The sequence below is a fragment of the Sphaerisporangium sp. NPDC049003 genome, assembly GCF_043197795.1.
Taxonomy (GTDB): domain Bacteria; phylum Actinomycetota; class Actinomycetes; order Streptosporangiales; family Streptosporangiaceae; genus Sphaerisporangium.
Window position 1 is genome coordinate 1 of record NZ_JBICTU010000027.1, and the last position, 23208, is coordinate 23208.

16 protein-coding genes and 1 pseudogene are annotated in these 23208 nt (G+C 72.2%); 8 read left to right on the forward strand and 9 right to left on the reverse strand.

Features of this window, described 5'->3' with window-relative positions; genetic code table 11:
* Positions 1-274 precede the first annotated feature (274 nt).
* Entirely contained in the window at positions 275-1507 is a 1233-nt protein-coding gene (locus ACGFIV_RS27430) for an RNA-guided endonuclease InsQ/TnpB family protein (RefSeq protein ID WP_392838113.1), read from the forward strand.
* A gap of 49 nt (positions 1508-1556) precedes the next feature.
* Here the strand turns inward: ACGFIV_RS27430 and ACGFIV_RS27435 are convergent, their stop codons facing one another.
* From ACGFIV_RS27435 to ACGFIV_RS27445, 3 genes are all read right to left on the reverse strand, one after another.
* A complete protein-coding gene (locus tag ACGFIV_RS27435) occupies positions 1557-3833 on the reverse strand; it encodes a bifunctional SulP family inorganic anion transporter/carbonic anhydrase (RefSeq protein ID WP_358557479.1) in 2277 nt (758 codons plus the stop codon).
* An 81-nt stretch (positions 3834-3914) separates the two neighbouring features.
* Positions 3915-5939: a hypothetical protein gene (locus tag ACGFIV_RS27440; RefSeq protein WP_392838114.1), complete on the reverse strand. Its 2025-nt coding sequence runs from the start codon at positions 5937-5939 to the stop codon at positions 3915-3917.
* 183 nt (positions 5940-6122) lie between these two features.
* A complete protein-coding gene (locus tag ACGFIV_RS27445) occupies positions 6123-6701 on the reverse strand; it encodes a YbhB/YbcL family Raf kinase inhibitor-like protein (protein WP_392838115.1) in 579 nt (192 codons plus the stop codon).
* Positions 6702-6794: 93 nt separating this feature from the next.
* Between ACGFIV_RS27445 and ACGFIV_RS27450 the strand changes: the two are divergent.
* Positions 6795-7064 (forward strand): annotated as a pseudogene (locus tag ACGFIV_RS27450) (winged helix-turn-helix domain-containing protein); the annotation flags it as partial.
* A gap of 318 nt (positions 7065-7382) precedes the next feature.
* Here ACGFIV_RS27450 and ACGFIV_RS27455 read toward each other — a convergent pair.
* On the reverse strand, positions 7383-8189 hold the full coding sequence (locus ACGFIV_RS27455; RefSeq protein ID WP_358559122.1) for an ABC transporter permease: 807 nt from the start codon (positions 8187-8189) through the stop codon (positions 7383-7385).
* A complete protein-coding gene (locus ACGFIV_RS27460; RefSeq protein WP_392838116.1) occupies positions 8186-9166 on the reverse strand; it encodes an ATP-binding cassette domain-containing protein in 981 nt (326 codons plus the stop codon). The genes ACGFIV_RS27455 and ACGFIV_RS27460 overlap by 4 nt, the downstream gene beginning before the upstream one ends.
* Positions 9167-9380: 214 nt before the next feature.
* Between ACGFIV_RS27460 and ACGFIV_RS27465 the strand changes: the two genes are divergently transcribed.
* Together ACGFIV_RS27465 and ACGFIV_RS27470 are read left to right on the forward strand one after the other, a co-directional pair.
* Entirely contained in the window at positions 9381-9896 is a 516-nt protein-coding gene (locus tag ACGFIV_RS27465) for a PH domain-containing protein (protein WP_358559118.1), read from the forward strand.
* Positions 9897-10072: 176 nt separating this feature from the next.
* Positions 10073-11620, forward strand: coding sequence for a PH domain-containing protein (locus ACGFIV_RS27470; RefSeq protein ID WP_358559117.1), 1548 nt, complete (start codon positions 10073-10075; stop codon positions 11618-11620).
* A gap of 201 nt (positions 11621-11821) precedes the next feature.
* Here ACGFIV_RS27470 and sepH read toward each other — a convergent pair whose 3' ends face one another.
* Positions 11822-13987, reverse strand: coding sequence for a septation protein SepH (sepH, locus tag ACGFIV_RS27475; protein WP_392838117.1), 2166 nt, complete (start codon positions 13985-13987; stop codon positions 11822-11824).
* 433 nt (positions 13988-14420) lie between these two features.
* Here sepH and ACGFIV_RS27480 point away from each other — a divergent pair, with 433 nt between their 5' ends.
* Positions 14421-15347 (forward strand): hypothetical protein, encoded by a 927-nt coding sequence (locus ACGFIV_RS27480; protein ID WP_392838118.1) that lies wholly within the window; start codon positions 14421-14423, stop codon positions 15345-15347.
* Here the strand turns inward: ACGFIV_RS27480 and ACGFIV_RS27485 are convergent.
* Positions 15323-16603 carry a D-arabinono-1,4-lactone oxidase gene (locus ACGFIV_RS27485; protein WP_358559112.1) on the reverse strand — a complete coding sequence of 427 codons (1281 nt, stop codon included), beginning with the start codon at positions 16601-16603 and terminating at the stop codon, positions 15323-15325. The genes ACGFIV_RS27480 and ACGFIV_RS27485 overlap by 25 nt on opposite strands.
* Before the next feature lie 67 nt (positions 16604-16670).
* Complete coding sequence (locus ACGFIV_RS27490) at positions 16671-17855, reverse strand: MFS transporter (protein ID WP_358559110.1); 1185 nt, start codon at positions 17853-17855, stop codon at positions 16671-16673.
* Between the two features lie 165 nt (positions 17856-18020).
* Here ACGFIV_RS27490 and ACGFIV_RS27495 point away from each other — a divergent pair, with 165 nt between their 5' ends.
* Positions 18021-19256 carry a lytic transglycosylase domain-containing protein gene (locus tag ACGFIV_RS27495; protein WP_358559109.1) on the forward strand — a complete coding sequence of 412 codons (1236 nt, stop codon included), beginning with the start codon at positions 18021-18023 and terminating at the stop codon, positions 19254-19256.
* 34 nt (positions 19257-19290) lie between these two features.
* Here the strand turns inward: ACGFIV_RS27495 and ACGFIV_RS27500 are convergent, their stop codons facing one another.
* Complete coding sequence (locus ACGFIV_RS27500) at positions 19291-20256, reverse strand: ferrochelatase (protein ID WP_392838119.1); 966 nt, start codon at positions 20254-20256, stop codon at positions 19291-19293.
* A 108-nt stretch (positions 20257-20364) separates the two neighbouring features.
* Between ACGFIV_RS27500 and ACGFIV_RS27505 the strand changes: the two genes are divergently transcribed.
* Together ACGFIV_RS27505 and ACGFIV_RS27510 are read left to right on the forward strand one after the other, a co-directional pair.
* Positions 20365-22308, forward strand: a complete 1944-nt coding sequence (locus tag ACGFIV_RS27505) for a prolyl oligopeptidase family serine peptidase (RefSeq protein ID WP_392838120.1) — start codon at positions 20365-20367, stop codon at positions 22306-22308.
* On the forward strand, positions 22305-23120 hold the full coding sequence (locus ACGFIV_RS27510) for an inositol monophosphatase family protein (RefSeq protein ID WP_358561901.1): 816 nt from the start codon (positions 22305-22307) through the stop codon (positions 23118-23120). The genes ACGFIV_RS27505 and ACGFIV_RS27510 overlap by 4 nt, the downstream gene beginning before the upstream one ends.
* Positions 23121-23208 lie beyond the last annotated feature (88 nt).

The following is a 23208-nucleotide window of genomic DNA, read 5'->3' on the forward strand; positions in this document are numbered from 1 at the left end:
CATCCCGATCATGAACCCCCCGGGCCAACCAACACGCCGCACACCTCTGCACGTTTACCCGTACCTGGCTCTGCACAGGAATCCGTACGCCGACACGTTGCTGCTCGATCCCGCTAGGCGTGAGGGATAAGGACCACGGATCGGGGGTGTGGTTTCGCTTGTTGCCGGGGTGCTCGCCGGGGTATGCGGATGGCGCTGATCTGGTGTCCAGGTTTCTCGGCTGTTCTCGCACACTCATGCGAATAATCGTGGATGGGCTGGCACACTTTCCCCTATGCGGCTTCGTTACTCCTTTCGCATCGATCCGACGCCGGGTCAGCGTGTCGCGCTGGCGCGGGCGTTCGGGTGCGCGCGGGTGGTGTTCAACGACGCGTTGGCGATCCGCACCCAGGCTTACGAGCAGGGGTCGCCGTTCGTGACCGATGCCGAGCTTTCGGTGCGGGTGATCACGGCGGGCAAGACGCGTGCTGACCGGGCGTGGTTGGGTGAGGTGTCGGTGGTGGTGCTGCAGCAGGCGCTGGCCGACTGCACGACGGCGTTTCGCAACTTCTTCGCCTCGATCAGCGGCAAGCGGAAGGGGCCCAGGGTGGGCGCTCCCCGGTTCCGGTCCCGCAAAGACCATCGGCAGGCGATCCGGTTCACCCGCAACGCCCGCTTCTGCGTCACCGAGGCGGGGCGGTTGCGGCTGCCGAAGATCGGGGATGTGCCGGTGCGCTGGTCGCGGGACCTGCCCGCCGCCCCGTCCAGCGTGACCGTGATCAAGGACGCGGCGGGCCGGTATCACGCGTCGTTCGTGGTCGAGGTCACCGCACAGCCGCTCCCGGTAGTCGACGCCGAGGTCGGGATCGACCTGGGGCTGGGGCACTTCGCCGTTCTCTCAGACGGCCGGAAGATCAGCTCTCCCCGGTTCCTGCGGCGGGCCGGGAAGAAACTGAAGAAGCTGCAAAAGGCGCTGTCGCGTAAGGAGAAGGGGTCGAGTAACCGGGCCAAGGCCCGGTCGAAGGTCGCCCGGGCGCACGCGGGGGTCGCGGATGCGCGCCGCGAGTTCCATCACCAGCTGTCCACGGCGATAGTTCGCGATAACCAAGCGATCTATGTGGAGGACTTGGCGGTGCGGGGGCTGGCGCGGACCAGGCTGGCCATGAGCGTGCATGATGCCGGGTGGTCGGCGTTCGTGGCCATGCTGGAGTACAAGGCGAAGCTGTACGGTCGGGTGTTCGTGCGGATCGACCGCTGGTTCCCCTCCTCGAAACTGTGTTCGGCGTGCGGGGTGATCGCCACCTCGATGCCGCTCGGGGTGCGGGAATGGTCCTGTGCCTGTGGTGCGGTGCATGACCGGGACGTCAACGCCGCTGTGAACATCCTCGCCGCCGGACGGGCGGAGAGGCTAAACGCCTCCCACATCCGTGGGCGGGACGGCGCAAGCCGTCCCGGTGGAGGCCGGGTAAGACCACCGTTCACGGTGGCACCAGCCGACGAAGCAGGAAGCCACCGAGGTGCCGCATGAACCCATGCGGCACGGGCGAGAATCTCCGGCATTCATGCCGGGGAGCGCGTCAAGAGCGGACTCCGGCCACCGGGGTGAAGCCTTCACTGTCGAGCACGTGTACGCGCGCCGCCCCGATGTCGAAGTAGAGGCCGACCAGCTGCAGCTGCCCCGACGCCTCCAACCGGGCCACCGAGGGGTACGTGCGGAGGTTGTCGAGCTGCTGAGCCACATTAACCCTGCACAGCCTGTCGAGCGGCCCCTCGTCCTCGCCGGTGCTGTCGGACAGGACGTAACGCGCGAGCGTGTGGTCGCCATGGCGCAGCCAGCGTCCCAGCCCCGGCAGGCCACCGGTCTGCTCCCCGGCGCTGAGCACGGCCGCCATCGCCCCGCATCGCGAGTGCCCGCAGACCGTGATGGTCCGGACATCCAGCGCGGTGGTGGCGTACTCGAGGGCCGCGACGAGGGAGTCGTCCGAGGGAGAGGCGCCGTACCTCGGCACGAGGTTGCCGACGTTGCGCACCGTGAACAGGTCGCCGGGGCCGCTCGCGGTGATCAGGTTGGGCACCACGCGGGAGTCCGCACAGGTGATGAACAGGTGCGAGGGCTCCTGACTGCGTGCCATGCGGTTGAGGAACGGCCGCACCAGAGGCGCCGTGCTCCGCTGGAAGTCCAGGGCGCCGGCGAGCAGGTCGGGCACGGCGTCCGAGCGCCTGGCGGGCTCGTCCCGCCCTGCCCGCGAGGGCACCCACACGCCGCCGTGGCGTACCGGGATGCTGGACAGCGGCCCGCCGCGCCGGTAGGCCCGGGGGAGCCACCAGCGCTCGGGGGCACGGGGCGGCGTCTTGGCCGTGGAGGCGCGGGTGCCGCCCGCCGCCGAGGTGTACCACTCGTCGTGGATCTCGTCGATGGTGATGGTGCCGCCCGTGCGCTCGTGCTCCAGGCGCCAGCCGTGCAACGCCTCGAAGGCGGCGTTGTCCATGAAGTCCACGTTGAGGTCGAGGTCGACCGCGGCGCCCGCCGGGATCGCCCGGAGGTTGTCGGTGAGGCGTGGCACGCCCACGAAGGTGAGCGAGCCGGTCACCACGACGTGCCAGCGGTCGTCCGGCTCCAGGCGCACCTGGACCGACACCCTGGTCAGGCGGCGCAGCGCCGACAGCGCGGCGAGGCCGAGGCCGATCAGCACCCCCTCGGCGAGGCCGATGACGACGACGGCGCCCATGGTCAGGATGTAGACCGGCAGCTCGCCCTGCCCGTGCAGGCCGCGCACCGTGCCGAGGTTCACCATGCGGATGCCGATGAAGACGAGGAGGGCCGCGAGGGCCTCCATCGGGATCAGCGTGACCATCCAGCCGAAGCAGACGGCGAACAGCAGCACCCACACGCCGTGCAGGATGGTCGACCACCGGCTGCGCGCCCCGGCCTTGACGTTGGTCGTCGTACGGACGACCACCCCGGCGACCGGCAGGCCGCCGAGGGCCCCGGACACCAGGTTGGCCATGCCCTGCCCCGTCAGCTCGCGGTCGAGGTCGGCGCGCGGGCCGTCGTGCAGCCGGTCGGCCGCCACCGAGCACAGCAGGGACTCGACGCCGGCAAGCAGCGCGACCAGCAGCACGGCCCCGGCGATGCCGTGCCAGTCGCCGACCGGCATGGCCGGCGCCGCCCACTCGCTGAAGCCCTTGGACAGGTCGGCCCGCGCGATGTCCCAGCCGAACACCCCGGCCGTCGCCGCGGCGATGGTCAGCGCCGCGAGCGGAGCCGGCAACACGTTGACCCGGGGCAGGCGGGGCCACAGCAGCAGCACCGTGATGGTGAGCACGCCGACCGCCACGGCGTGGTTGTGGTTGTGCACGATCTGGTTCGGCAGCTCGATGAGGTTCTCCACGGCCGACCTCTGCGGCTGCCCGCCGAGCACCACGTGGAGCTGCGACAGGGCGATGACCACGCCGACGCCCGCGAGCATGCCGTGGACCACCGCCGGAGAGACGGCGAGCGCCGTCCTGGCCACCTTGAACGCGCCCAGCACGAGCTGCAGCACCCCGGCGGCCAGAGTGATCATGCAGGTGGCCCGCCAGCCGTACGTCCGCACGAGCTCGCCCACGACGAGCGCGAGCCCGGCCGCGGGCCCGCTGACCTGGACGGCCGACCCGCCGAGCGGCCCGGCCACCAGGCCGCCGACCACGGCGGCTATCAGGCCGGCGATGAGCGGCGCCCCGCTGGTCACCGCTATGCCGAGGGAGAGGGGTACGGCGACCAGGAAGACCACCAGCGAGGCCGGAAGGTCGTGCCTGAGCACCGAGGTAATACGCTCGGTCCTGGAACGGCTACTTTGCGTGTCCCCAGTCATGAGCCGACCATACGACGCGACGGCCGGTCGGTTAAGCCTTTGGCCGCCGCGTTTTATATATGACGGGACAACACTGATCGATCAGCGGTAGTAGTCGGGATAGTCCGTCTCGGCCGGTCGGCGGTGGCCGCCGCGTCCGGGCGACGCCTGCGACGACTGGGTGGTCTGCGATGACTGGGTGTTCTGCGTCGGCTGGTCGGCCGCGAGGCCGCCGTTCGCGCCGCTTCCGTAGAGCTCGCCGTACGAGGGCCAGCTTCCCCCGGTGTTCTGCGTCGGCTGAGGCCAGGCGGGCGTCGACGCGCCCGGCGCCGCGTAGCCGCCGTACCCCTGACCAGGCCCGGCCGGGGAGTCGCCGCCCGTGGGCGGCAGGTCGCGCCCGGTGGGCGTCTCGTACGCCGGGACCGCGCGGGACGGCCCCGCCTGCAGGCCGGTCGCGGGGGTCGGCCCGTTCACCGAGTCGGAGTCGTCGATCGTGGCCCAGCCCGGGCGCACCTCGTAGGAAGGCGCCGGTGAGGCGGGAGGAGCGGACGGGGCGGCGGCGTAGCCCTCGCGGGAGGAGTACCCGTCGTAGGTGGGCAGCTGGTAGTCGGCCGCCGTCCACGTCTCCTGGGACGAGCCGGAGGCCGGGGTCGGCTCGTCGAGGATGTCGTAGGAGCCGGTCGCGGGGTAGGCGGGCTGCGCCGGCCAGGAGCCCCCGGCCGGGAAGTCGCCGGTCGCCCCGGGACCCGCGGGGGCGGGGCCGAGGGGGTCGTACGACGCCGCGGCCGGGAAGGACCCGGAGCCGCGGGAGACGCCCGCCGCGCGGGGGGTCTCGTACGAGCCGGTCGAGGAGAGGCCGGCTTCGAAGGGGCCCGTCGCGCTGTGAGGAGCGTCGAGGGGACCGGCCGGACGGGAGCCGCCGGAGCGAGGCCCCTTGAACGCCGAGCCACCGGACGCGGGGCCGCCGGAGAGCGCGCCGCTGGAAAGGGCGCCGCTGGACAGCGGATCGCCCGCGAGCGAGCCGGTCGGATGCGGGGCGGCGGCGAGCGGGCCGGTGGCGAGGGGGCCGGACAGCGGGTCGTGAGGCGCGCCCGCGGCGGACCGGCCCGCCGGGAACGGGTCCGTGCCGGCACGCGAGGCGTCGGCGCGGGCCGCGTCGGGCCGTACGGGGGTGGCGGGGCGGCCGGTGTCGGCACGTCCGGGCTCGGCGCTCCTGCCGGAGCCGCCGCGCCTGGTGTCGGTGCGCCGGGACTCGGCGCCGCGGCCGGGGGCGGTGCGGGCCGGGTCGGCGCCCGCGTCGGAGCGACGGCGGGGCTTGGCGCGCGAGTCGGCGACGCCCAGTGGGTCGGCGGGGTCGGGCCGGGAGCCGCGACGGCTGCGGGAGGACGGCTGCGGGGCGCCGATCGCGCCGAGCACGTCAGCCGTCGACGCGGCGGGCGTCTGGGGAACGGGGGCGGAGAAGGTGACGGTGCGATCGGACGCCGCGGCGGCGGGCGTGGTGTTCCGCGAGGGTTCCACCAGGTCGGCGAGGCCGGCCGGCCGGGCGGGAAGGGGAGCCTGGACGGTGGCGGCGTTCGCGTCGACGCCCTCTTCCTTCTCCTTGGGGTCCTTGGGGGCGGCGGCCTTGGCGGAAGAGGGCGCGGAGTTGGACGGAGAGGAGACGTCGGGGCGGCTCGCTCCCATGCGAGCCGCGATGGTGCCACCGAAAGCGCCGTCGTCGGCGCGGACGCGGCTCCAGTAGTCGTCGTCGTAGTCGTCGGCGTCGCCCCACTCGTCGACGCCGCGGCGGCCACGGGAGGAGGCTGCCTGCTTGCCACGGGGAGCCGGACGGCCGCCGGGGCGCCCTGCGGGACGGGAGGCGGGCCTTCCGTTGCCCGGGCGCAGGCGTGCGGTCGCCCGTTCGGGCTCCTGGAAGGCGTCGAAGCCCTCGGGGAAGCTCTCGAAGAACGTCTCCTCGGCGGGACGCCCGGGGCGTTTGGCGGTCGGATCCTCCGCCTGCTCGGCCATCTTGCGCAGCCGCTCAGGAGGCAGATTGCTCTCCCGGCGGTTCATCGACCGCATGCCGAGTGCCACGACCACCAGGACGAGTAGCACGACGGCGACGAGGCCAAAAATGACCGCGATCATTGCACCACCTTCATGGCCATGGCCTTCCAGTGGCGCTGGTGAGATCGCGCGGCCATCGACGCGACCTTCCCCCGTTGTCCACCTGCGCTCCGGGATTGCATCTGATTCTGTCCGACCACTATGACCGTTGTCACACCCTACGAGAAGAACTGGTATCCATAACTACCTCTGGTGCTCAGCATGTCACTCGATGTGGGCCGCCGAGAGGCGTCCCCGGGCGATCGTGTGCCGGGCGATGTCCTCCAGAGTCTCGCGGAGAGCGGCGCCCTCCTTGCGCTCGATCTTGGTGTCGAGCGCGTAGACACTGAAACGATAGGTGTCATCGGGCCGGCACGGGGGCGAGTAGCCCGCCTTGCCGCTCGACGTCATGCCCTGCACGGCGCCTCTGGGCACGCTGTTCTGCGCGAGCTCGGTGGTGAGAGGGTCGATGTCGAACAGCACCCAGTGCACCTCCGCCTCACCCTGCGCGTTGTTCGCGTCGATCACCAATGCGATCGACCTGGTCTCCTTCTGCGGCACACCCGACCACCTCAGGGGCGGGTTCCCGACCTTTCCCGTGCAGGAGTACTCGGTGGGGAGGGGCGCCCCGTCACGGAACCGGGGGCTGGAAACGCTGAGCCCGTCCAGCGGCCTCTCGGCCTGTGAACCGACGCCCACGATGCCGCAGCCCGCCGACGCCACCGCGACGACCGCCGCGGCCGCGGCGATGAGTCCGCTGCGTCCCGTGCGCCCAACGCGCACGGACTTTCTCGGCTGCCCCATGCCCGCTGATGCTACGCGGATCTGAGGGGTGCGCTGACCCCATCGCCCGAATGAGCGGCGCCGGGAAGTCCGTTAATCGGCCACAATCGAGGCATGGATGGCGCGAAGTCGGACACGCGCGTGAGCTTCGGCGTGCTCGGCCCGCTGGAAGTCCGTCGCGACGGCGCACGCCTTGAGATCGGCGGCAGAAGGCTGCGAGCGCTCCTCGCGTTGCTGCTGCTCAGCCCCGGACGAACGGTGCCTTTCGACGTCCTGGTCTCGGGGGTGTGGGAGACCGATCCGCCGAGCGCGGTCGGCAACGCGCTGCAGGCTCTGGTCTCCCGTCTCCGCGCGACTCTGGGCCGGGGGCTGGTGATCGCGGAGACGTCAGGTTACCGGTTGGTTATATCTCCGGATCAGGTCGACGCCCACCGCTTCGCCGGGCTCGTCACCGCCGGCCGTACGGCCCTCGCACACGGCGACGCCGCCGAGGCCGCCGCTCGACGCTCCCCAACAAGATCGCCACCCTCGCCGAAAGCTAGTCCCACCCGACAAGATCGCGTCGCCCAGCCTTTGCCGGAGGGCGGTCCCACCCCTGGCCGGGACGACGACGCCAATCTCGCCGGAGGGCGTACCACCCATGCCACGAGACGAGATCGTGGTCTGGGTGAAACACGGCGGGCGCGCCCATTTGCGAACGTCTCAGCCGCGGGAGCGGAAGGCGCGCAGGGACAGGGGGGCGAAGACCAGGGCGATGCCGAGGGCCCAGATCAGCGAGATCGTCGCGTGGCTCGCGACCGGACCCCCGCTGAGAAGGCCTCGGACGGCGTCGGCCAGATGGGTGACCGGGTTGACGTCCACCCACTTCTGCAGCCACCCGGGCAACGTGTTGGTGGGGACGAAGGCGTTGGAGGTGAAGGTGAGCGGCATCATCACCGAGAACGCGATGATCTGCACCTTCTCGGGCTCGGAGGCGATGAGGCCGATGAGCACCGACAGCCAGGACATCGCCAGGGCGAATCCCAGCAGCAGCGCGAGCGCGCCCACCACCCCGGCGACCCCGGTGTGGATCCGGAAGCCGAGCACGGCGCCGAGGCCGACGAACAGGGCGAAGGCCCACACCTGCTTCAGCGTGTCGGCGACGATGCGGCCGGCGAGCGGCGCGGAGCGGGCGATCGGAAGGCTGCGCAGCCGGTCGAACACTCCCTTGGTGATGTCGGTGCTCAACCCGATGGCCGTCGTCAGCGTGGCGAACAGCATGTTCTGCACGACCAGGCCGGGCAGCGAGAACTGCAGGTAGTCGGTGGTGGACCCGGAGATCGCGCCGCCGAAGACGTAGGTGAACAGCAGCAGGAACATGATGGGCTGCACCGACAGGTCGAGCAGCTCCATCGGGTTGTGCTTGATCTGCACCAGGCTCCGCCAGGCGAGCGTCATGGTGTGCCGCAGCGCGGTGGCGGGGCCGATGCGGCCCGGGATGGCGGGCGCGGGCGCGGTCAGCGTGGTCATGCGGGCACCTCCTCCTTCTCCTTGGTCTCCTCCACGGAGGTCTGGTCTTCGGCGCGGTGGCCGGTGAGGGCCAGGAACACCTCGTCGAGGCTGGACTTGCGCAGGCTCAGCTCGGCCGCCACCACCCCGAGATCGTCGAGGCGGCGCACGATCGCGGGGACCACCGTGGGATCCTTGATGTTGACCGTTGCCTGGCCGCCGGTCAGGTCGGGGCGGTCGCCGATGACGTCGGTGATGACGTCGCCCACCAGATCGAGATGGTCGGCGCGCATGGGCCGCACCTGGAGCACCTGGGCGCCCGTGGTGGCCTTCAGCTCGTCGGAGGTGCCCGAGGCGATGACCCGGCCGTGGTCGAACACCACGATGTCGTCGGCCAGCTCGTCGGCCTCCTGGAGATACTGCGTGGTGAGGAGCACGGTGACGCCGTCGGCCATCAGGCCGCGCACGACGTCCCACAGGTCGGTGCGGCTGCGCGGGTCGAGACCGGTCGTCGGCTCGTCGAGGAACAGGACCTGCGGCCTCCCGACCAGGCTCGCCGCGAGGTCGAGCCTGCGGCGCATGCCGCCTGAGAACGTCTTGGCGGCTCGGCCTCCGGCGTCGGTCAGGTCGAACCGCGACAGCAGCTCGCTCGCCCGCTGCCTGGACGCGGGACGGGACAGGCCGAGCAGCCGGCCGATCATCACGAGGTTCTCAACGCCGGTGAGCGTCTCGTCGACCGCGGCGTACTGCCCGGTGAGGCCGATCAGCGAGCGCACCCTGTGGGCGTCCTTGGCGACGTCGAAACCTCCGACGGTCGCGCGGCCGCCGTCGGGCCGGAGCAGGGTGGCGAGGATCCGCACAGCGGTGGTCTTCCCCGCCCCGTTCGGCCCGAGAACTCCGAGCAGGCGCCCCTCGGGGACGACGAGATCGACACCGTCGAGGGCGCGCGTCTCGCCGTAGTGCTTCACCAGACCTTCAGCCTGGACCGCATATCGCATAGCTTCGACTCCTCAGTTAACGGGCTGGGGTCACGCTCGGCTCGCGGTCCGAGTGACTGGCTCCGAGTGTGGCTTACGCCACTGACATTTCTTTGAGGCCGCCTCCCGAAGCCCGCCCGTCCACTGACAAACCGCTGACACCGGCCACCCCGGGGGAGTGGAATCGGATCGATGGCGGTGATGGTGGGGGTGGCGATCTAGTTAGGCTGGGGGCGTGCCTGCTCCCCTGCGTGACCCCGCCCACCGGGTATCGCGCCGCGCGATCACACTGTGGCTGCTGGAGGCGCTGATCGGTTTCCTCCTGCTGGTCGGAGGGTCGGCCCTGGTGGCTTCGTGGATCGACGGGTCCGGCTGGTCATGGGTGCCCTCCTGGCTCTCGGGGAACATCTGGTGGCTGCCGGGAGCGATAGCCGTCGTGGAGCTTCCGTTCGTGGTCATCGAGCCGCTGTGGCGCTATGCCGTCCACCGCTGGGAGCTCTCGGGAGACGTCGTCTACGCGCGCTCGGGTTGGCTGAGCCGGCAGTGGGTCTTCATCCCTGTAAGCCGCATCCAGACGGTCGACAAGGAGCAGGGCTGGTTCGAGCGTCTCCTCGGCCTCGCCACGGTGGAGATCCGCACGGCCTCGTACGCCGGGTCCTCCTCGATCAAGGGCCTGGACGTCGGCGTGGCCGCGCGCCTGGCCGAAGACCTCGCCCACCGGGCCCACGAGCTCAGGGACGACGCGACATGACCGAGGACTCCGGCGCTCCCGCTGGACCGGCGGGAGAAGGGCTCCCCGCCGCCTGGGGGAGTGGGCCTGCGGGAGAAGGTTCGTCCGGGGTCTCAGGAAGTGGGCCGGTGGGACGAGAGCCGTCCGGAGTCTCAGGAAGCGGGTCCGCGGGAGAAGGTCCGCCGGAGGGTGGGCCGGTGGGAGGAGGGCCGTCCGGAGCCTTCGGGAGCGGGGCGGTCGCGCCGTCGCGGCTCAGCCCGCTCGTGCTGCTGATCGACCCGGTGCGCATGCTTCCCTCGCTGGTCCTGCCCCTGGTGGGTGTGCTGTTCGTGGGCGGCTTCTCGCTGTCGTCGTTCGTGTGGGCGATGCTGGCGGTCGTGGGCTCGGTCGGGTACGCCGCGGTGCGCTGGGCCACGTTCACCTACCAGATCGTGGGCGACCGGCTGGAGCTGACCCGGTCGCTGGTCAGCCGTTCGGTCAGGACCATCCCCCTCGAACGCGTCAGGGGTGTGGACGTCACGACACCGCCCCTCCACCGGCTCTTCAGCCTCGCCGTCATCCGCATCGACACCGGAGCGAGCGGCGGCGGCAAGCAGGAAGGCGAGCTGGACGGCGTTCCGCTCCCCGAGGCCGAGCGGTTGCGGCACATCCTCCTCCGCCGCACCGGAAACGTCCGGCAGGAGGGTCACGCCGAGACGGCGGGAGCCGGGGCCGGGCCCGCCTCCTCCGCCACGCATACCACCACCAGCAGCGCCGCCGTGGAGGAGCGGGTCTACGTGCGGGTGCCGTGGTACTGGCTCCTGTACGGGCCGCTGTCGGGAGCCTTCCTGCTCACACCGTTCGCCCTGCTGGGTGGTGCGGTCGGGCTGGCGTTCCAGTGGGGCAGCGAGTTCGGCGTCAGCGAACGTGTCGCGATCACCTTGGGCGAGTGGCTGTGGGACCGGCCGATCCTGCTGGTCCTTGCCGGGCTCCTGCTGGTGATGGCCATGCCCGTGGCGGGCGGCGTCATGTACGCCGTCTTCAACTGGAACTTCACGCTCCGCCGCCGCGGCTCCTCCCTGGTCGCCGAGCGAGGACTGGTCACGCGGCGCAGCGTGGCGCTCGAACACCGCAGGATCAGGGGCTACGAGATCGCCCAGGGGCTCCTGGAGCGCCGGGCACGGGTCGTGCGGCTGTGGGCGATCGTCACCGGCCTCGGCGACTCGCGTACGAGGGGTCAGTTGCTGCCCGTCGTACCGCGAGGCTTCGCCATGAAGATCGCCGCCGAGGCGGTCGGCCCGATGGAGGCCGAGTTACGGCCGCACCCTCCGAAGGCACGGCAGAGAAGGCTCTTCCGCGCCGTCGCCCCGGGGGTCGCCGTCTCCGTCGCCGCCTTCCTGCTCGGCTGGTCCTGGATCGGCGTGCTCGCGCTGGTCGTGGCGGCTCTCGGCGTTCCGCTCGGGCTCGACCGCTACCACTCCCTCGGTCACGCCTACGACGGCGCGCGGCTGTCGGTCCGTTCGGGCTCCCTGCCTCGGTCGCAGGCGGTGGTGGAGCGCCGGGCCGTGGTCGGCTGGACGGTCCGGCAGACGTGGTTCCAGCGGCGCTCGGGAGTGCTCACCGTGATCGCGGGGGTCGGCGCGGGCAGCGGCGGTTACGCGGCGATCGACACGGGCGAGGAACAGGGCGTCCGTTTCGCCGCCGAGGTCACCCCCGAATGGCTCGCCCCCTTCACCACCGGCACGAACGGCACCGGCGTGGGCTAGGGCCGGGCCGCGCGATCGCCCGGTTCCGATGCCGGGGGTGGACGGTCACGCGGTGGGATCATGATCTGTTCCAGCGCCGGATCGCGCGCGATCGTCCGGTCTCAACATTTGGGTGGACGATCACGCGGGGGATCATGGTTTGTTCCCGGCCGCGCGTACGGTCGCGCGGCCGGGCCGGGTGTTCGTTCGTCCTGCCACGCGTCAGTCCTGGCGGCGGGCTCCGAACATGATCTCGTCCCAGGTGGGGACCGAGGCGCGGCGGCCACGGCCCCCCTTACGCGCCGGTCGGGCCGGCTTGGGCGCCTGCGGAGGAACGGCCGGAGGTTCGGCCGCCTTGACCTCCTTCTCAGGCGTCTCAGGCTTCTCGGGCTGGTCCGCCTTCTGCGGCTCGGTGGCCGCGGCGGGCCGGTCCGCTACCTCTTCGCTGGTACGGGCGGCGGGCACGGCGACCGGTGCCTCCTCGGCCTCTTCGGCCTTCTTGGCGGCGGCCGGAGCCCTCTTGGGGGAAGGGGCCGGGGTGGGACGCGCGGCAGGAGGCGCCGGCACGGGCCGCCCCGGCTTCCTGTCAGAGGCGGCGGGAGCCTGGCGGGCCGGCGTGCCTTCGCTCGCGGGCGCGTTCGGGACCGCTGCGGCCTGAGTCTCGGCCGCCGGTCGTGCGACCTCGGGGTCGGGCTGCGTGGCCTGGGTCCCGGCGGCGGACGCGGCGTTCGTCCCGGATTCGGCTGCCGGAGTCGGCGTGACCCGGGGGTCGGGCGCTGGGGCCTTAGCCGCCTGGGGGGCGGCGGGCTTGGCGGCCGGGGCCGGGATCACCTGTGCCTGAGGCTCCGCGACGGGGCCATCGGCGACCCGGGCGTCGGCCTGGGCCGCAGGAGCCGTCGCGGCCTCTGTCGCGCGCTCTGTCGCTGGCTCTGTCGCGGGCTCGGGCGCCGGTGCCCCCTTCGCCTGGACCTCGGGGGCGGTAGCCACCGTGACCTGGGATTCGGGTGCCGGTGCCTTGCCGGCCTCGGGCTCTCGCGCCTCGGCGGAAGCGGGACGGGCGGCGGGCTCCGCCGTCGCGGGAACGGCGGGATCGGTGGGGGCGGAGGCGTCGGCGGACCGCTCGTACTCACGTGTCCCGCCGGTGGCCGAGCGGGCGTCGCCGGGCTCGGTGACCACCGGCGCGGCGGGCTCGCTCGCGCGCGGCGCGGCGGCCTGCGGTGCCGTGGCCTCGGCGGCCTGACGGGCCGGAGGTTCGGCGGTCTCACGGTCCGCGGGTTCGGACTGCCGTGACGCGGCCGGCTCGGCGGCGTGGTGGGCCGCCGGTTCGGGGGAGTGGTGGGCCGCCGGTTCGAAGGTGGGCTGGGGGTGGCGTTCGAAGGACTGCTGGACGGCGGGCTCGAACGTGGGCCGGGGCGCGCGCTCCTGCACAGGCGTGGTCGCCGGACCCTGCGCGGGCTCGGCGGAAGACCTGGCGTCCGGAGCGTACTCGGCCGCGCGGAGCGGCGTCGGCTCCTGGCGGAAGGCGGCGGTCTCCTGGCGGGGGGCCGGGTCCTGGTGGAAGGCGGCCGGTTCCTGGCGGGGGGCCGGGTCCTGGTGGAAGGCGGCGGGGCCGGCGGGTTCGGGGTGGTCGTGGTCGCGGAGATCGGGAAGGTCGGGACGCGCGGGCTCGTGGTGGCCGCGCGCGGCGTGGTCGTGCCGTACGACGCCGGGCAGGCTCGTGGGCGCCTCGACGGGGATCGCCGGCACGGGGGCGAGCTTGGCGGCGAGCCGGGGCACGAACGGCGTCACCGTGGCGTTCTCGGCGGGCTCGACGTACTCGGCCGCGGACAGGCGCATCGCCTCGTCGTCGTGCGGCGTGACGTGACGGCGCCGGAGGTCGAACAGCCACTCGGCGCTGCGCGTGTGACCGTTCCACACGAAGCCCAGCTTGATGCGCCAGAGGCCGTCGTCACGCTTGCACGAGTCCCAGTCGATCTCGTCGCTGGGGACGCCGCGGCGGCTCAGCCGCTCGGTCACCAGCTCACCGAGGGTCGGCCCCGGAGTGGACTCCCCGGGCAGGCGCACGGCGACACGCTGCGCCTGTTGCGCGGTGTACTCGCGTTCCTGCAGGACGGGTCCCTCGAACCAGCGGACACGCTCCACGGGGATGCCTGCGGTGGCGGCGATCTCCTCCGCGGTCTCCCCCGCACGTATGCGGGCCTGGATCTCCTTGGGGCGCAACGGACTCTCCACTTCGATCTCGTACTGGCCGAGACGGGAGAAGTTGCCGCGGACCGCCGCTCGGAGCCGTTCGTCGACGGGAAGCGTGAACCGTGTACCTCTGCCGGCCGTGGCCAGCACAAGGTATGTTCCGTCCTCGCTCACCGCGACGAGTCGGAGCTCCTGCATGCGAGTCCCTTCGTCGTCGTGCTCAATCTTCCCCCGGACCCTTGAGTCTCTCGCGTGAGCCGGTTACCTGCCAGCACCGTACCCGGCATGTCCGAACATCGCCTTCCTCAGAGGCACGGGAAGCGATGAGGGCGGTTATATATGTCGCTTTCACCCTATCTATCGGCTGCTCGATATGCAGCAAACGGGTTAGGCGTCCTGCACGGATTCTCGCGAATCGCGCCCGTCGCCGCCTTCGACTTCGCCCAACAGGCATGAGAAAGCCCCGGACCTGCGACATCACGACGGTCCCGCGCGAAGCCCGTGGGACGGCGCCGGGAGACGGGCGGCGTCCAGAAATGATCTTTATCGGCGTACGGCCGCGCAGGCTGAACGCCTCCCACCGGGGGAAACCGTAAAAGATGTTCATACACCCGCATCCCGGATAGAAGGCATGAGGCAGCGTCCCGTTCCGCCTGCCACGTGGCGGCACAAGGGGATGGCGGGACGCCCCCAGAACGTGCCGGACCACCGCCACCACCGGAAGGGACTGATCTCAGGGATGGGCGGCAAGGAAGGCTTGGACCTCAGCGCTCCGCAGATCGCGGGCAGCGCCCTCGCGGCGGCCACGGCGGCCGTCGCGGCGTCGTTCCTCGGAGTCACCGGCACGATCATCGGCGCCGCCGTCGCGAGCGCGGCGACCACGGTCGGAAACGCCGTCTACACGCACTACCTCAAGCGGACCCGCGACCGACTCAAGGAGGCGCACGGGCTCATCACCGGGCAGCAGGAGGCACAGGCGCTGCGAGAGGAGGCGGAGGAGTCGGCCCTCGCCCGTCCGGGTGAGAACGGCCTGGCGACGGCGGCCCACGCCACGGTCCGCGACCACGGCCCTCCGGAGCTGCCGCCCACCGTCCGCGACCCCGCTCCGCTGGGCGCCGGCGCGGCGCAGGCGCCCCCGCTGCGGCGAGAGGGCGTGCCGGGCCCGCTCTGGGTCACGCTGGTCGTCGCGACGGTCGCCACCTTCGCGCTGAGCATGGGCGGGATCCTGGCGTTCGAGCTGCTCAGCGGCAGGCCCCTCGCCGCCACGGTCCACGGCCGGAGCGGGTCGGGGACGAGCTGGGGCGGCCAGGTGGACGAGCCGGAACCCGTCGCGCCCACCCCCTCGGCCACGGAGGGCGTCTCCGGCGCGAGCCCTTCCCCGAAGGCGTCGCCCGGTACGTCCCGGGAGGCCGGGCCCACCACGGCGGAGACCGGGCGGCCCTCCGCCCCCTCGTCCTCGGCGTCTCCTGACGGGAGCGTCCCGCCGGCCCCGGACTCGGGCACGGAGGACCAGGGGGACGGCCGGCCGTCCGTTCAGCCCAGCACCACGTCCAAGTAGTCGTTGGAGAACAGGCGGCGGGGGTCCAGCTCGTCGCGCAGCGCCACGAAGTCGTCGAACCGGGGGTAGACGGTCGACAGGTAGGCCGCGTCGCGGGTGTGCAGCTTGCCCCAGTGCGGCCGTCCGGACAGGCGGGTCATGATCTCCTCGACCCCTTCGAAGTAGGCCGGGTTGGGCGTGGGCCGGTAGACGTGGCAGGCGATGTAGGCCGACTCCCTGCCGTACGCGGTGGACAGCCACGCGTCGCTCGCCGGGGTGACCCGCACCTCGATCGGGAACGTGATCCCCCAGTCCTTCAGGTCGAGCAGGTCGCGGGTCTCGCGCAGCGCCTGGCCCAGGCGCTCGCGCGGGACGGCGTACTCCATCTCCAGGAACCTCACGTTCCGCACGCTGGTGAAGACCTTGTACGACTTGTCGGTGAAGGTGGAGGAGGTCAGCGCGCTCGCGGAGAGCCCGTTCAGCGTGGGGATCGCCCCGGGAAACCGCCGTCCGACCCCGCACAGGGCGCCGAAGAGGGTGTTCTCCATGAAGACGTTGTCGAGCCAGTGCCTGAAGGCGCCCGGCGGCGCGGCGGGGCCCGCCGCCCGGTTGTTGCGCTTGGTCAGGCAGGTGTCGGTGTGCGGCAGCCAGAAGAAGTCCAGGTGCTCGTTCGCGCCCGTGATCTCGTCCAAGGACGAGAGGATCTCGCTGAGCGTCATCGGCCGCTTGTCGCTGCGCAGCAGGAACGACGGCTCGACCCTGAAGGTCACGGCCGTGAGGATGCCGAGGGCGCCGAGGCCCACCCGGGCGGCGTCGAACAGGTCGCCTTCCGACACCGTGGCGACCGACCCGTCGGCGAGGACCATCTCCAGCTCGGTGACCTGGTCGGCGAGCCCGCCGATCTCACGACCGGTGCCGTGGGTGCCGGTCTGGATCGCGCCCGCCACGGTCTGGTCGGTGATGTCGCCCATGTTGGCGAGCGCCAGCCCGCGCCGGTCGAGCTCCTCGTTGAGCACGCGCAGCGGCGTGCCCGCGGCGACCCGCACCCGGCCCTCGCCCGCCTCCTGGACGCCGGTCAGCGCGTCCGGCCGCAGCAGGATGCCGTCCGTGAGGGCCACCCCGGTGAAGGAGTGCCCGGTGCCCGCCATGCGCACGCGAAGCCCCCGCGCGGCGGCGTCGCGTACGGCTCGCGCCACCTCCTCGGCGGAGGCGGGGGAGCGTACCTCGGCGGGCGTGATGGACTGGTTGCCCGCCCAGTTCCGGAAGACGGCGTTCATGGAGGAGCACGATAACCACCAACCGGGCGTCTGACCAGAGACATGAATAAAGCTCACGTAACGCGGATCACGCCGTCGTGGATCGGGCCTCCGCCGAGCCGATCTCCGGAGTGCGGAGCAGGGTGTTGCCGCCGACGCCGATGACCACGGCAAGCAGCGCGGCGACGAAGGAGAAGGCGTAGGAGTTGGACGCGCCGAACGAGTCGGTCAGCCGCCCGCCGGCCCACGCGCCGATGGCGACGCCGAACCCTATGGCGGTGGAGATCCAGGACATTCCCTCGGTCAGCAGGTGCGCGGGCACCAGCCGCTCGATGAGCGCGTAGCCCGTGATGATCGTCGGCGAGATGGCCAGGCCGGCGAAGAACAGCGCGATGGCCATGATCCTTGTGTCACCGATGAGCAGGATCGGGGTAAGCCCGACGGCGAACACCCCGAGGCCCCGGACGAACCGGTGCCGCAGCGAGATCCGCCACCGGCGGAAGCCGTACCAGAGGCCGGACACCATGCTCCCGCCCGCGAAGGACCCGAGCAGCAGCCCCGAGGCGGCCTTGGCCCCGTTGTCCTCCGCGAACGCCACCGTGATCAGGTCGACCGAGCCGAACACCGCGCCCATCGCCAGGAACACGCACGACAGCAGCGCGACGCCCGGGATCGTGATCGGGCTGCCCGACTGCGACGCGCCCGGCCGCGCGGGAGGCTCGGTCCGCCGCTGGATCGCGAAGGCCACGGTGCCGATGACGGTGCAGACGAGCGCGAGGATCAGCCCGGCGTACAGGTTGACCAGGGTCGTGAGGACGGTCACCAGCGCGGGACCGGCGACGAAGATCACCTCGTCGGCCACGGACTCGAAGGAGAACGCCGTGTGCAGCCGGGCCGACCCGCCCAGCAGGTGGGACCAGCGCGCGCGGACCATCGAGCCGAGCGAGGTGGCGGCTCCCCCGACGACCACCGCAGTGGCGAACAGCGTCCAGACGGGGGCCCCGTACTCGGCGCAGAGCATCATCGTGACCAGCGCGGCGCCGTGCAGGATGACGAACGGGATGAGTACCCTTGACTGGCCTAACCTGTCCACCAGCCGTCCCGAGAGTGGGGCGGCGACCGCGTAGGCGACGGCGACGGTCGCCGAGATCGCTCCGGCGGTCGCGTAGGAGCCGGTGAGGGCCGAGATGAGAAGGACGATGCCGATCCCGAGCATCGACATCGGCATACGCCCGACGAAACCCGCGATGACGAAGCCTTTGGTCCCGGGCATGCTGAAGAGCCCTCGATACGGCCCGACCACGATCTCGCCCCTTTCGCGCACCTCCGGTGCGCGTCTGAACTGTCCCTTTGTACCTTTGCGCACCATTCGTGGATGCGGCAAGTGACTTTTCGGCAACGTACACGAAACAGGATTCGCGGGCTTAACCTGGGTCAGGTGTCCCTTCGTCCCCGGCTCGTGCCGCCGCGCGCCGTCGTAGCGGGGCTCGCCGTCCTCACCGCCCTCGGCGCGGTGACCGGCAGCACGTTACTGATCCTCCACGAATCGGCCGGTGAGCCGTCAGGCGCGGCGGGCATACCTCTGGCGGACGTCCGCGACCTCGACGCCCCGGTGGCCCCGTTCCCGGTCCTGGCCTCGGCCCCGTCCCCCTCTCCGTCGCGGGCGCCTTCCCCCGATGCGGACGCCCCCACGGCCCCCACCCCGCCCCGGCTGATCGCCGTCGCGCGCGAGCGGGTCAGCGAGGCGGCGCTGCGCGAGATCGCCGCCCTGGAAGGCGTGACCAAGGTGGCCGTGGCCGACGGTGGAGCGGTCCGATTCTCCGCCGCCACGCTGAACCTCCTCGCCGTCGACCCGGCGGAGTACCGCCCGTGGGCGCCCAAGGCCGTCGCCGGCCGGCCCGAGGTGTGGGACGCGCTGGCGCGCGGCGAGTTCATCGCCGAGTCCGGTACCGCCGGGCGCTACAGGCTGCAGCTCGGCGGCGAGTACGAGGCGGGCGCCGGCTCACGGCTCCGGGTGGCCGCGTCCGCGCCGTTCGGCCTGCCGGGCGTCGACGGGCTGGTCACCAAGGAGGTCGGCCGGGGTCTCGGCCTGGTCCCCGGCGTGGCCGTCCTCGTCCACACCCCCGCGAGCAAGGCGGCCTCCGTGGGCTCGCGCGTCAAGCGGCTGCTGGGCCCTGGAGCGCAGGTCGTGGTGATCGGCGCGCGCCGCGCGCCGACCCCGGCCGAGCAGGCGGACCGGCCGGGCACGACCCTGCCCTCCGCGGCCGGGCGGCCGGGCACCTCCCTGGTCGGACGGCCCGGCAGCTACCTCGACCTCTACAAGCTCTCGGCTGGCGTCTGCCCCGGCCTCTCCTGGACCGTGCTCGCGGCGATCGGGCAGGTCGAGAGCGGCCACGGGCGCAACAACGGTCCCTCGTCGGCGGGCGCGCTCGGCCCGATGCAGTTCATGCCGGCCACCTGGAAGGCCTACGGGGTCGATGGGGACGGGGACGGCAAGTCCGACATCTGGAGCCCGTACGACGCGGTGCCGTCCGCCGCGCGCTACCTGTGCGCCAACGGCGCCGGCCTCGGCGGCGCGAAGCTCCGTTCGGCGGTCTACCGCTACAACCACTCGTGGGACTACGTGAACAAGGTGCTCGGCATCGCCGCCTCCTACGCCCGCGCCTACGCCTGAGAACGGCCGTGCCTAAGCCCGAGAACGGCCGCGCCTACGTCTGAGGGCGGCGGGGCGCGGGGCAGCAGGTGGCGGAGGCGCAGGGCAGCACAGGCTCCGGCTCGTCGAGGAGCTCGCGGACCATGGACACGAACCGCGGATGGGTGCCCGCCGTGGCGGCCCTGGTGAGGTGCATGCCCAGCTCGCGCGCGACGCCCGCGGCCTCGGTGTCGAGGTCGTAGACGACCTCCATGTGGTCGGAGACGAACCCGATGGGCACCAGCACCACGGCCTGGACGCCCGCGGCGCGCAGCGCCGCCAGATGGTCGCACACGTCGGGCTCCAGCCACGGCACCTGCGGCGGCCCGCTGCGGCTCTGCCACACGAGGTCCCACGGCCGCTCGCCCGCCACCAGCGCGGCGGCGGCGCGGAGCTGGGCCTCGTAGGCGCCCCCGGACGGCCCCGAGGAGGCGGCCATGGACACCGGGACGCTGTGGGCGGTGAACACCAGCCGGGCGCGGTCGCGGTGCTCCTCGGGCAGCCGGTCGAGCGCCTCGCGGGTGTGGTCGGCCATGGCGGCGAGGAAGCCGGGATGGTCGAAGTAGTGACGCAGCCGTACGATCTCGGGCGCGCCCGGGACCTCGGCCCGCGCCTGGGCGATGTCGTCGAGATACTGCCGGCAGCTCGAATAGGAGCTGTAGGCCGCGGTGATGAACGCCGCCGCCCGCGTGACGCCGTCGGCGGCCATCTTCCGCAGCGTGTCCGCCAGGAAGGGATGCCAGTTGCGGTTCCCCCAGTAGATCGGGATGTCGACCTCCGGCCGCAGCGCCGTGATCAGGTCACGGCACTGCTGGTTGATCGGGCTCACCCCGCCCACGCCCTGGTAGTGGGCCTCGACCTCCAGAAGGCGCTCGCGGGGCACCCCTCTGCCGCGCACGACGTTCGAAAGGAACGGCATCACGTCTTCTGGCTTCTCGGGGCCGCCGAAGGAGACGACCAGCAACGCGTCGTAACGTGCCATGCCACCATCCAACCTCATCTCCCCGGCGGTGGGATCTAGGGGAGGCGCGGGGGTGGGGGTAGGTTCGGAGAAGTGAGCCACTTTAAGGACATTCGCGAATTTGTCGGCGTGCCGCGCCTGTTGTCGTTGCTGCTCTCTCCGGACGGGTCCCGATTGGTCTCCGTCGTCCAGTCGCTCAACCCCGACGGGAAGTCGTACGGCACCTCGATCTGGGAGGTGCCCACCGAGCCCGGAGGCGAGCCGCGCCGCCTGACCCGCTCGGCCAAGGGGGAGACCGGAGCGCGTTTCGCCCCGGACGGCGACCTGCTGTTCGTGTCGTGGCGCCCCGACCCGACGGTGAAGGACCAGCCCGAGGACGAGGTCCCCGCGCTGTGGGCGCTCCCGGCCGGGGGCGGTGAGGCCCGCAGGCTGGCCGGCAGACCCGGAGGCATCGGCGGGTTCGACGTGGGCGGCGGCACGGTGGTCTTCGGCGCCGACGTGCTCCCCGGCGACGAGACCACCGAGGCGGACCGGCGCAAGGCGAGGAAGGAGACCGGGACCAGCGCGATCCTCCACGAGGGCTATCCGGTCCGCTACTGGGACCACGATCTCGGTCCCGGCCGGACGCGGCTGTTCGCCGCCGCGCTCCCCGGCCTCGCCGAGCCCCGCGACCTGACCCCCGAGCCCGAAGGGGCGTTGACCGAGGCGGAGTTCGCGGTCACCCCCGACGGCTCGGCGGTCGTCACCACCTGGAAGGTGTCGCTGCCCGGGGGGCTGTCGCGTACGGACCTGGTGGCGATCGACGTCGCGACGGGGGAGCGGCGCGTCGTCGCCACCGCCGCCGGTCACGACTTCTCGGGCCCGGTGGAGATCTCCCCGGACGGGAGCAAGGTCGCCTGCCGGCGTGAGCGGCACGCCACCGAGGAACGGGCCGTCGAGTTCTCGCTGTGGATCGCCGACCTCGCCACCGGAGAGGGGTCCGCGCTCACCACCGGCCTCGCCCCGTCGGCGACCGTGTGGGCGCCCGACTCGCGGTCGGTGTACGTCGTGGCCGACGACCGGGGCCGCCGCCCGATCTTCCAGGTCGGCCTCACGGGCGACCAGGTACGGCTGACGCCGGGCGACGAGGCGTTCCTCGAACCGTGCCCCTCGCCCGACGGCCGCTACCTGTACGCGCTGCGCAGCTCCGTGGCGGGCCCCGCCGCCCCGGTGCGGATCGCCCTGGAAGGCGGCGAGGTCACCGAGCTGTCCTCACCGGTGCCCGCGGTCGAGATCCCCGGCACGTTCACCGAGGTGTCCGCCGTCGCCGACGACGGCGTGGAGGTCAGGGGCTGGCTCGTCCTTCCCCCCGGCGCCTCGGCGGGCAGTCCCGCCCCGCTGCTGCTGTGGATCCACGGCGGGCCGCTGGCGAGCTGGAACGACTGGTCGTGGCGGTGGAACCCCTGGATCATGGCCGAGCACGGCTACGCCGTCCTGATGCCGGACCCGTGCCTGTCCACCGGCTACGGGCAGGAGATGATCCAGCGCGGCTGGGGCGACTGGGGCCCGCGCACCCACGCCGACCTGATGGCGATCACCGACGCGTGCGTCGCCCGGCCCGACATCGACGCCGAGCGCACCGGCGTCATGGGCGGCTCGTTCGGCGGTTACATGGCCAACTGGGTCGCCGGGCACACCGACCGGTTCCGGGCGGTGGTCACGCACGCGTCCCTGTGGAACCTCGACCAGTTCGCCGGGACCACCGACTTCTCGCTGTACTGGCAGCGCGAGTTCGGAGAGCCCGGGTCCGAGCGCTATCGGCGGCTGTCGCCCCACCACTCGCTCGGCGAGATCAGCACGCCGATGCTCGTCATCCACGGCGACAAGGACTACCGCGTGCCGATCGGCGAGGCCCTGCGGCTCTGGTGGGACCTGCGCAGATCGTCCGTCGAGTCGAAGTTCCTGTACTTCCCGGACGAGAACCACTGGATCCTCAAGCCGGGCAACGTGATCGCCTGGTACGAGACGGTGCTGGCGTTCCTGGCCCAGCACGTGCTCGGCGAGGAGTGGAAGCGCCCGGAGTCGCTCGCATGACCGACTTCCTGGACCTGGCGGTCGCCATCGCCCGCGAGGCGGGGGACATGCTGACCGCCAAGCGCCCGGCACGCCCGGAGGCGGTGGAGACCAAGTCCAGCATGACCGACGTGGTCACCGCGCTGGACCGGGCCTCCGAGGAGCTGATCAGGGACCGGATCAGGGCCGCGAGGCCCGGCGACGCGATCCTCGGCGAGGAGGGCGGCGAGACCGGAGGCGAGGTGACCGGAGAGGGGCGCGTCCGCTGGATCGTCGACCCCATCGACGGGACCGTCAACTTCATGTACGGCCTGCCCGACTGGGCGGTGAGCATCGCCGTGGAGGTCGACGGCGAGGTGGTCGCGGGGGTGGTCAACGTGGTGCCCCGTGGCGAGCTGTTCGCCGCGGGCAAGGGCGGCGGCGCGGAGCTCCTCCGGGAGGGCCTCCCCGCCCTGCCGCTGCGCTGCAACGCGGCGGTGCCCCTGTCCCAGGCCCTGGTCGCCACCGGCTTCGGCTACCAGCCCGGACGGCGGGCCGTGCAGGCGGAGGTGCTCACCCACGTGCTGCCGAGGGTGCGCGACATCCGCAGGGGCGGGTCCTGCGCGTCCGACCTGTGCTCGGTCGCGGCCGGGCGGGTGGACGGCTACTACGAGCGGGGCCCGCAGTACTGGGACTTCGCCGCGGGCGGCCTGATCGCCGTGGAGGCGGGGGCGATGATCGGCGGGCTGCGCGGCCGGCCGTACAACCCCGCCATGACGGTGTGCGCGGCGCCGGGTCTGTTCGAGGAACTCCAGGACCTCCTGGCGCCTCTGGACCCGGAGCGTGACGCCTAGGGCCTCCTGCGGCCCATGGCGCGACCCCGGCGCCCCGGGGCGGACATGACGAGGGGCCTACCCGGTGGACGGGCAGGCCCCTATGTCG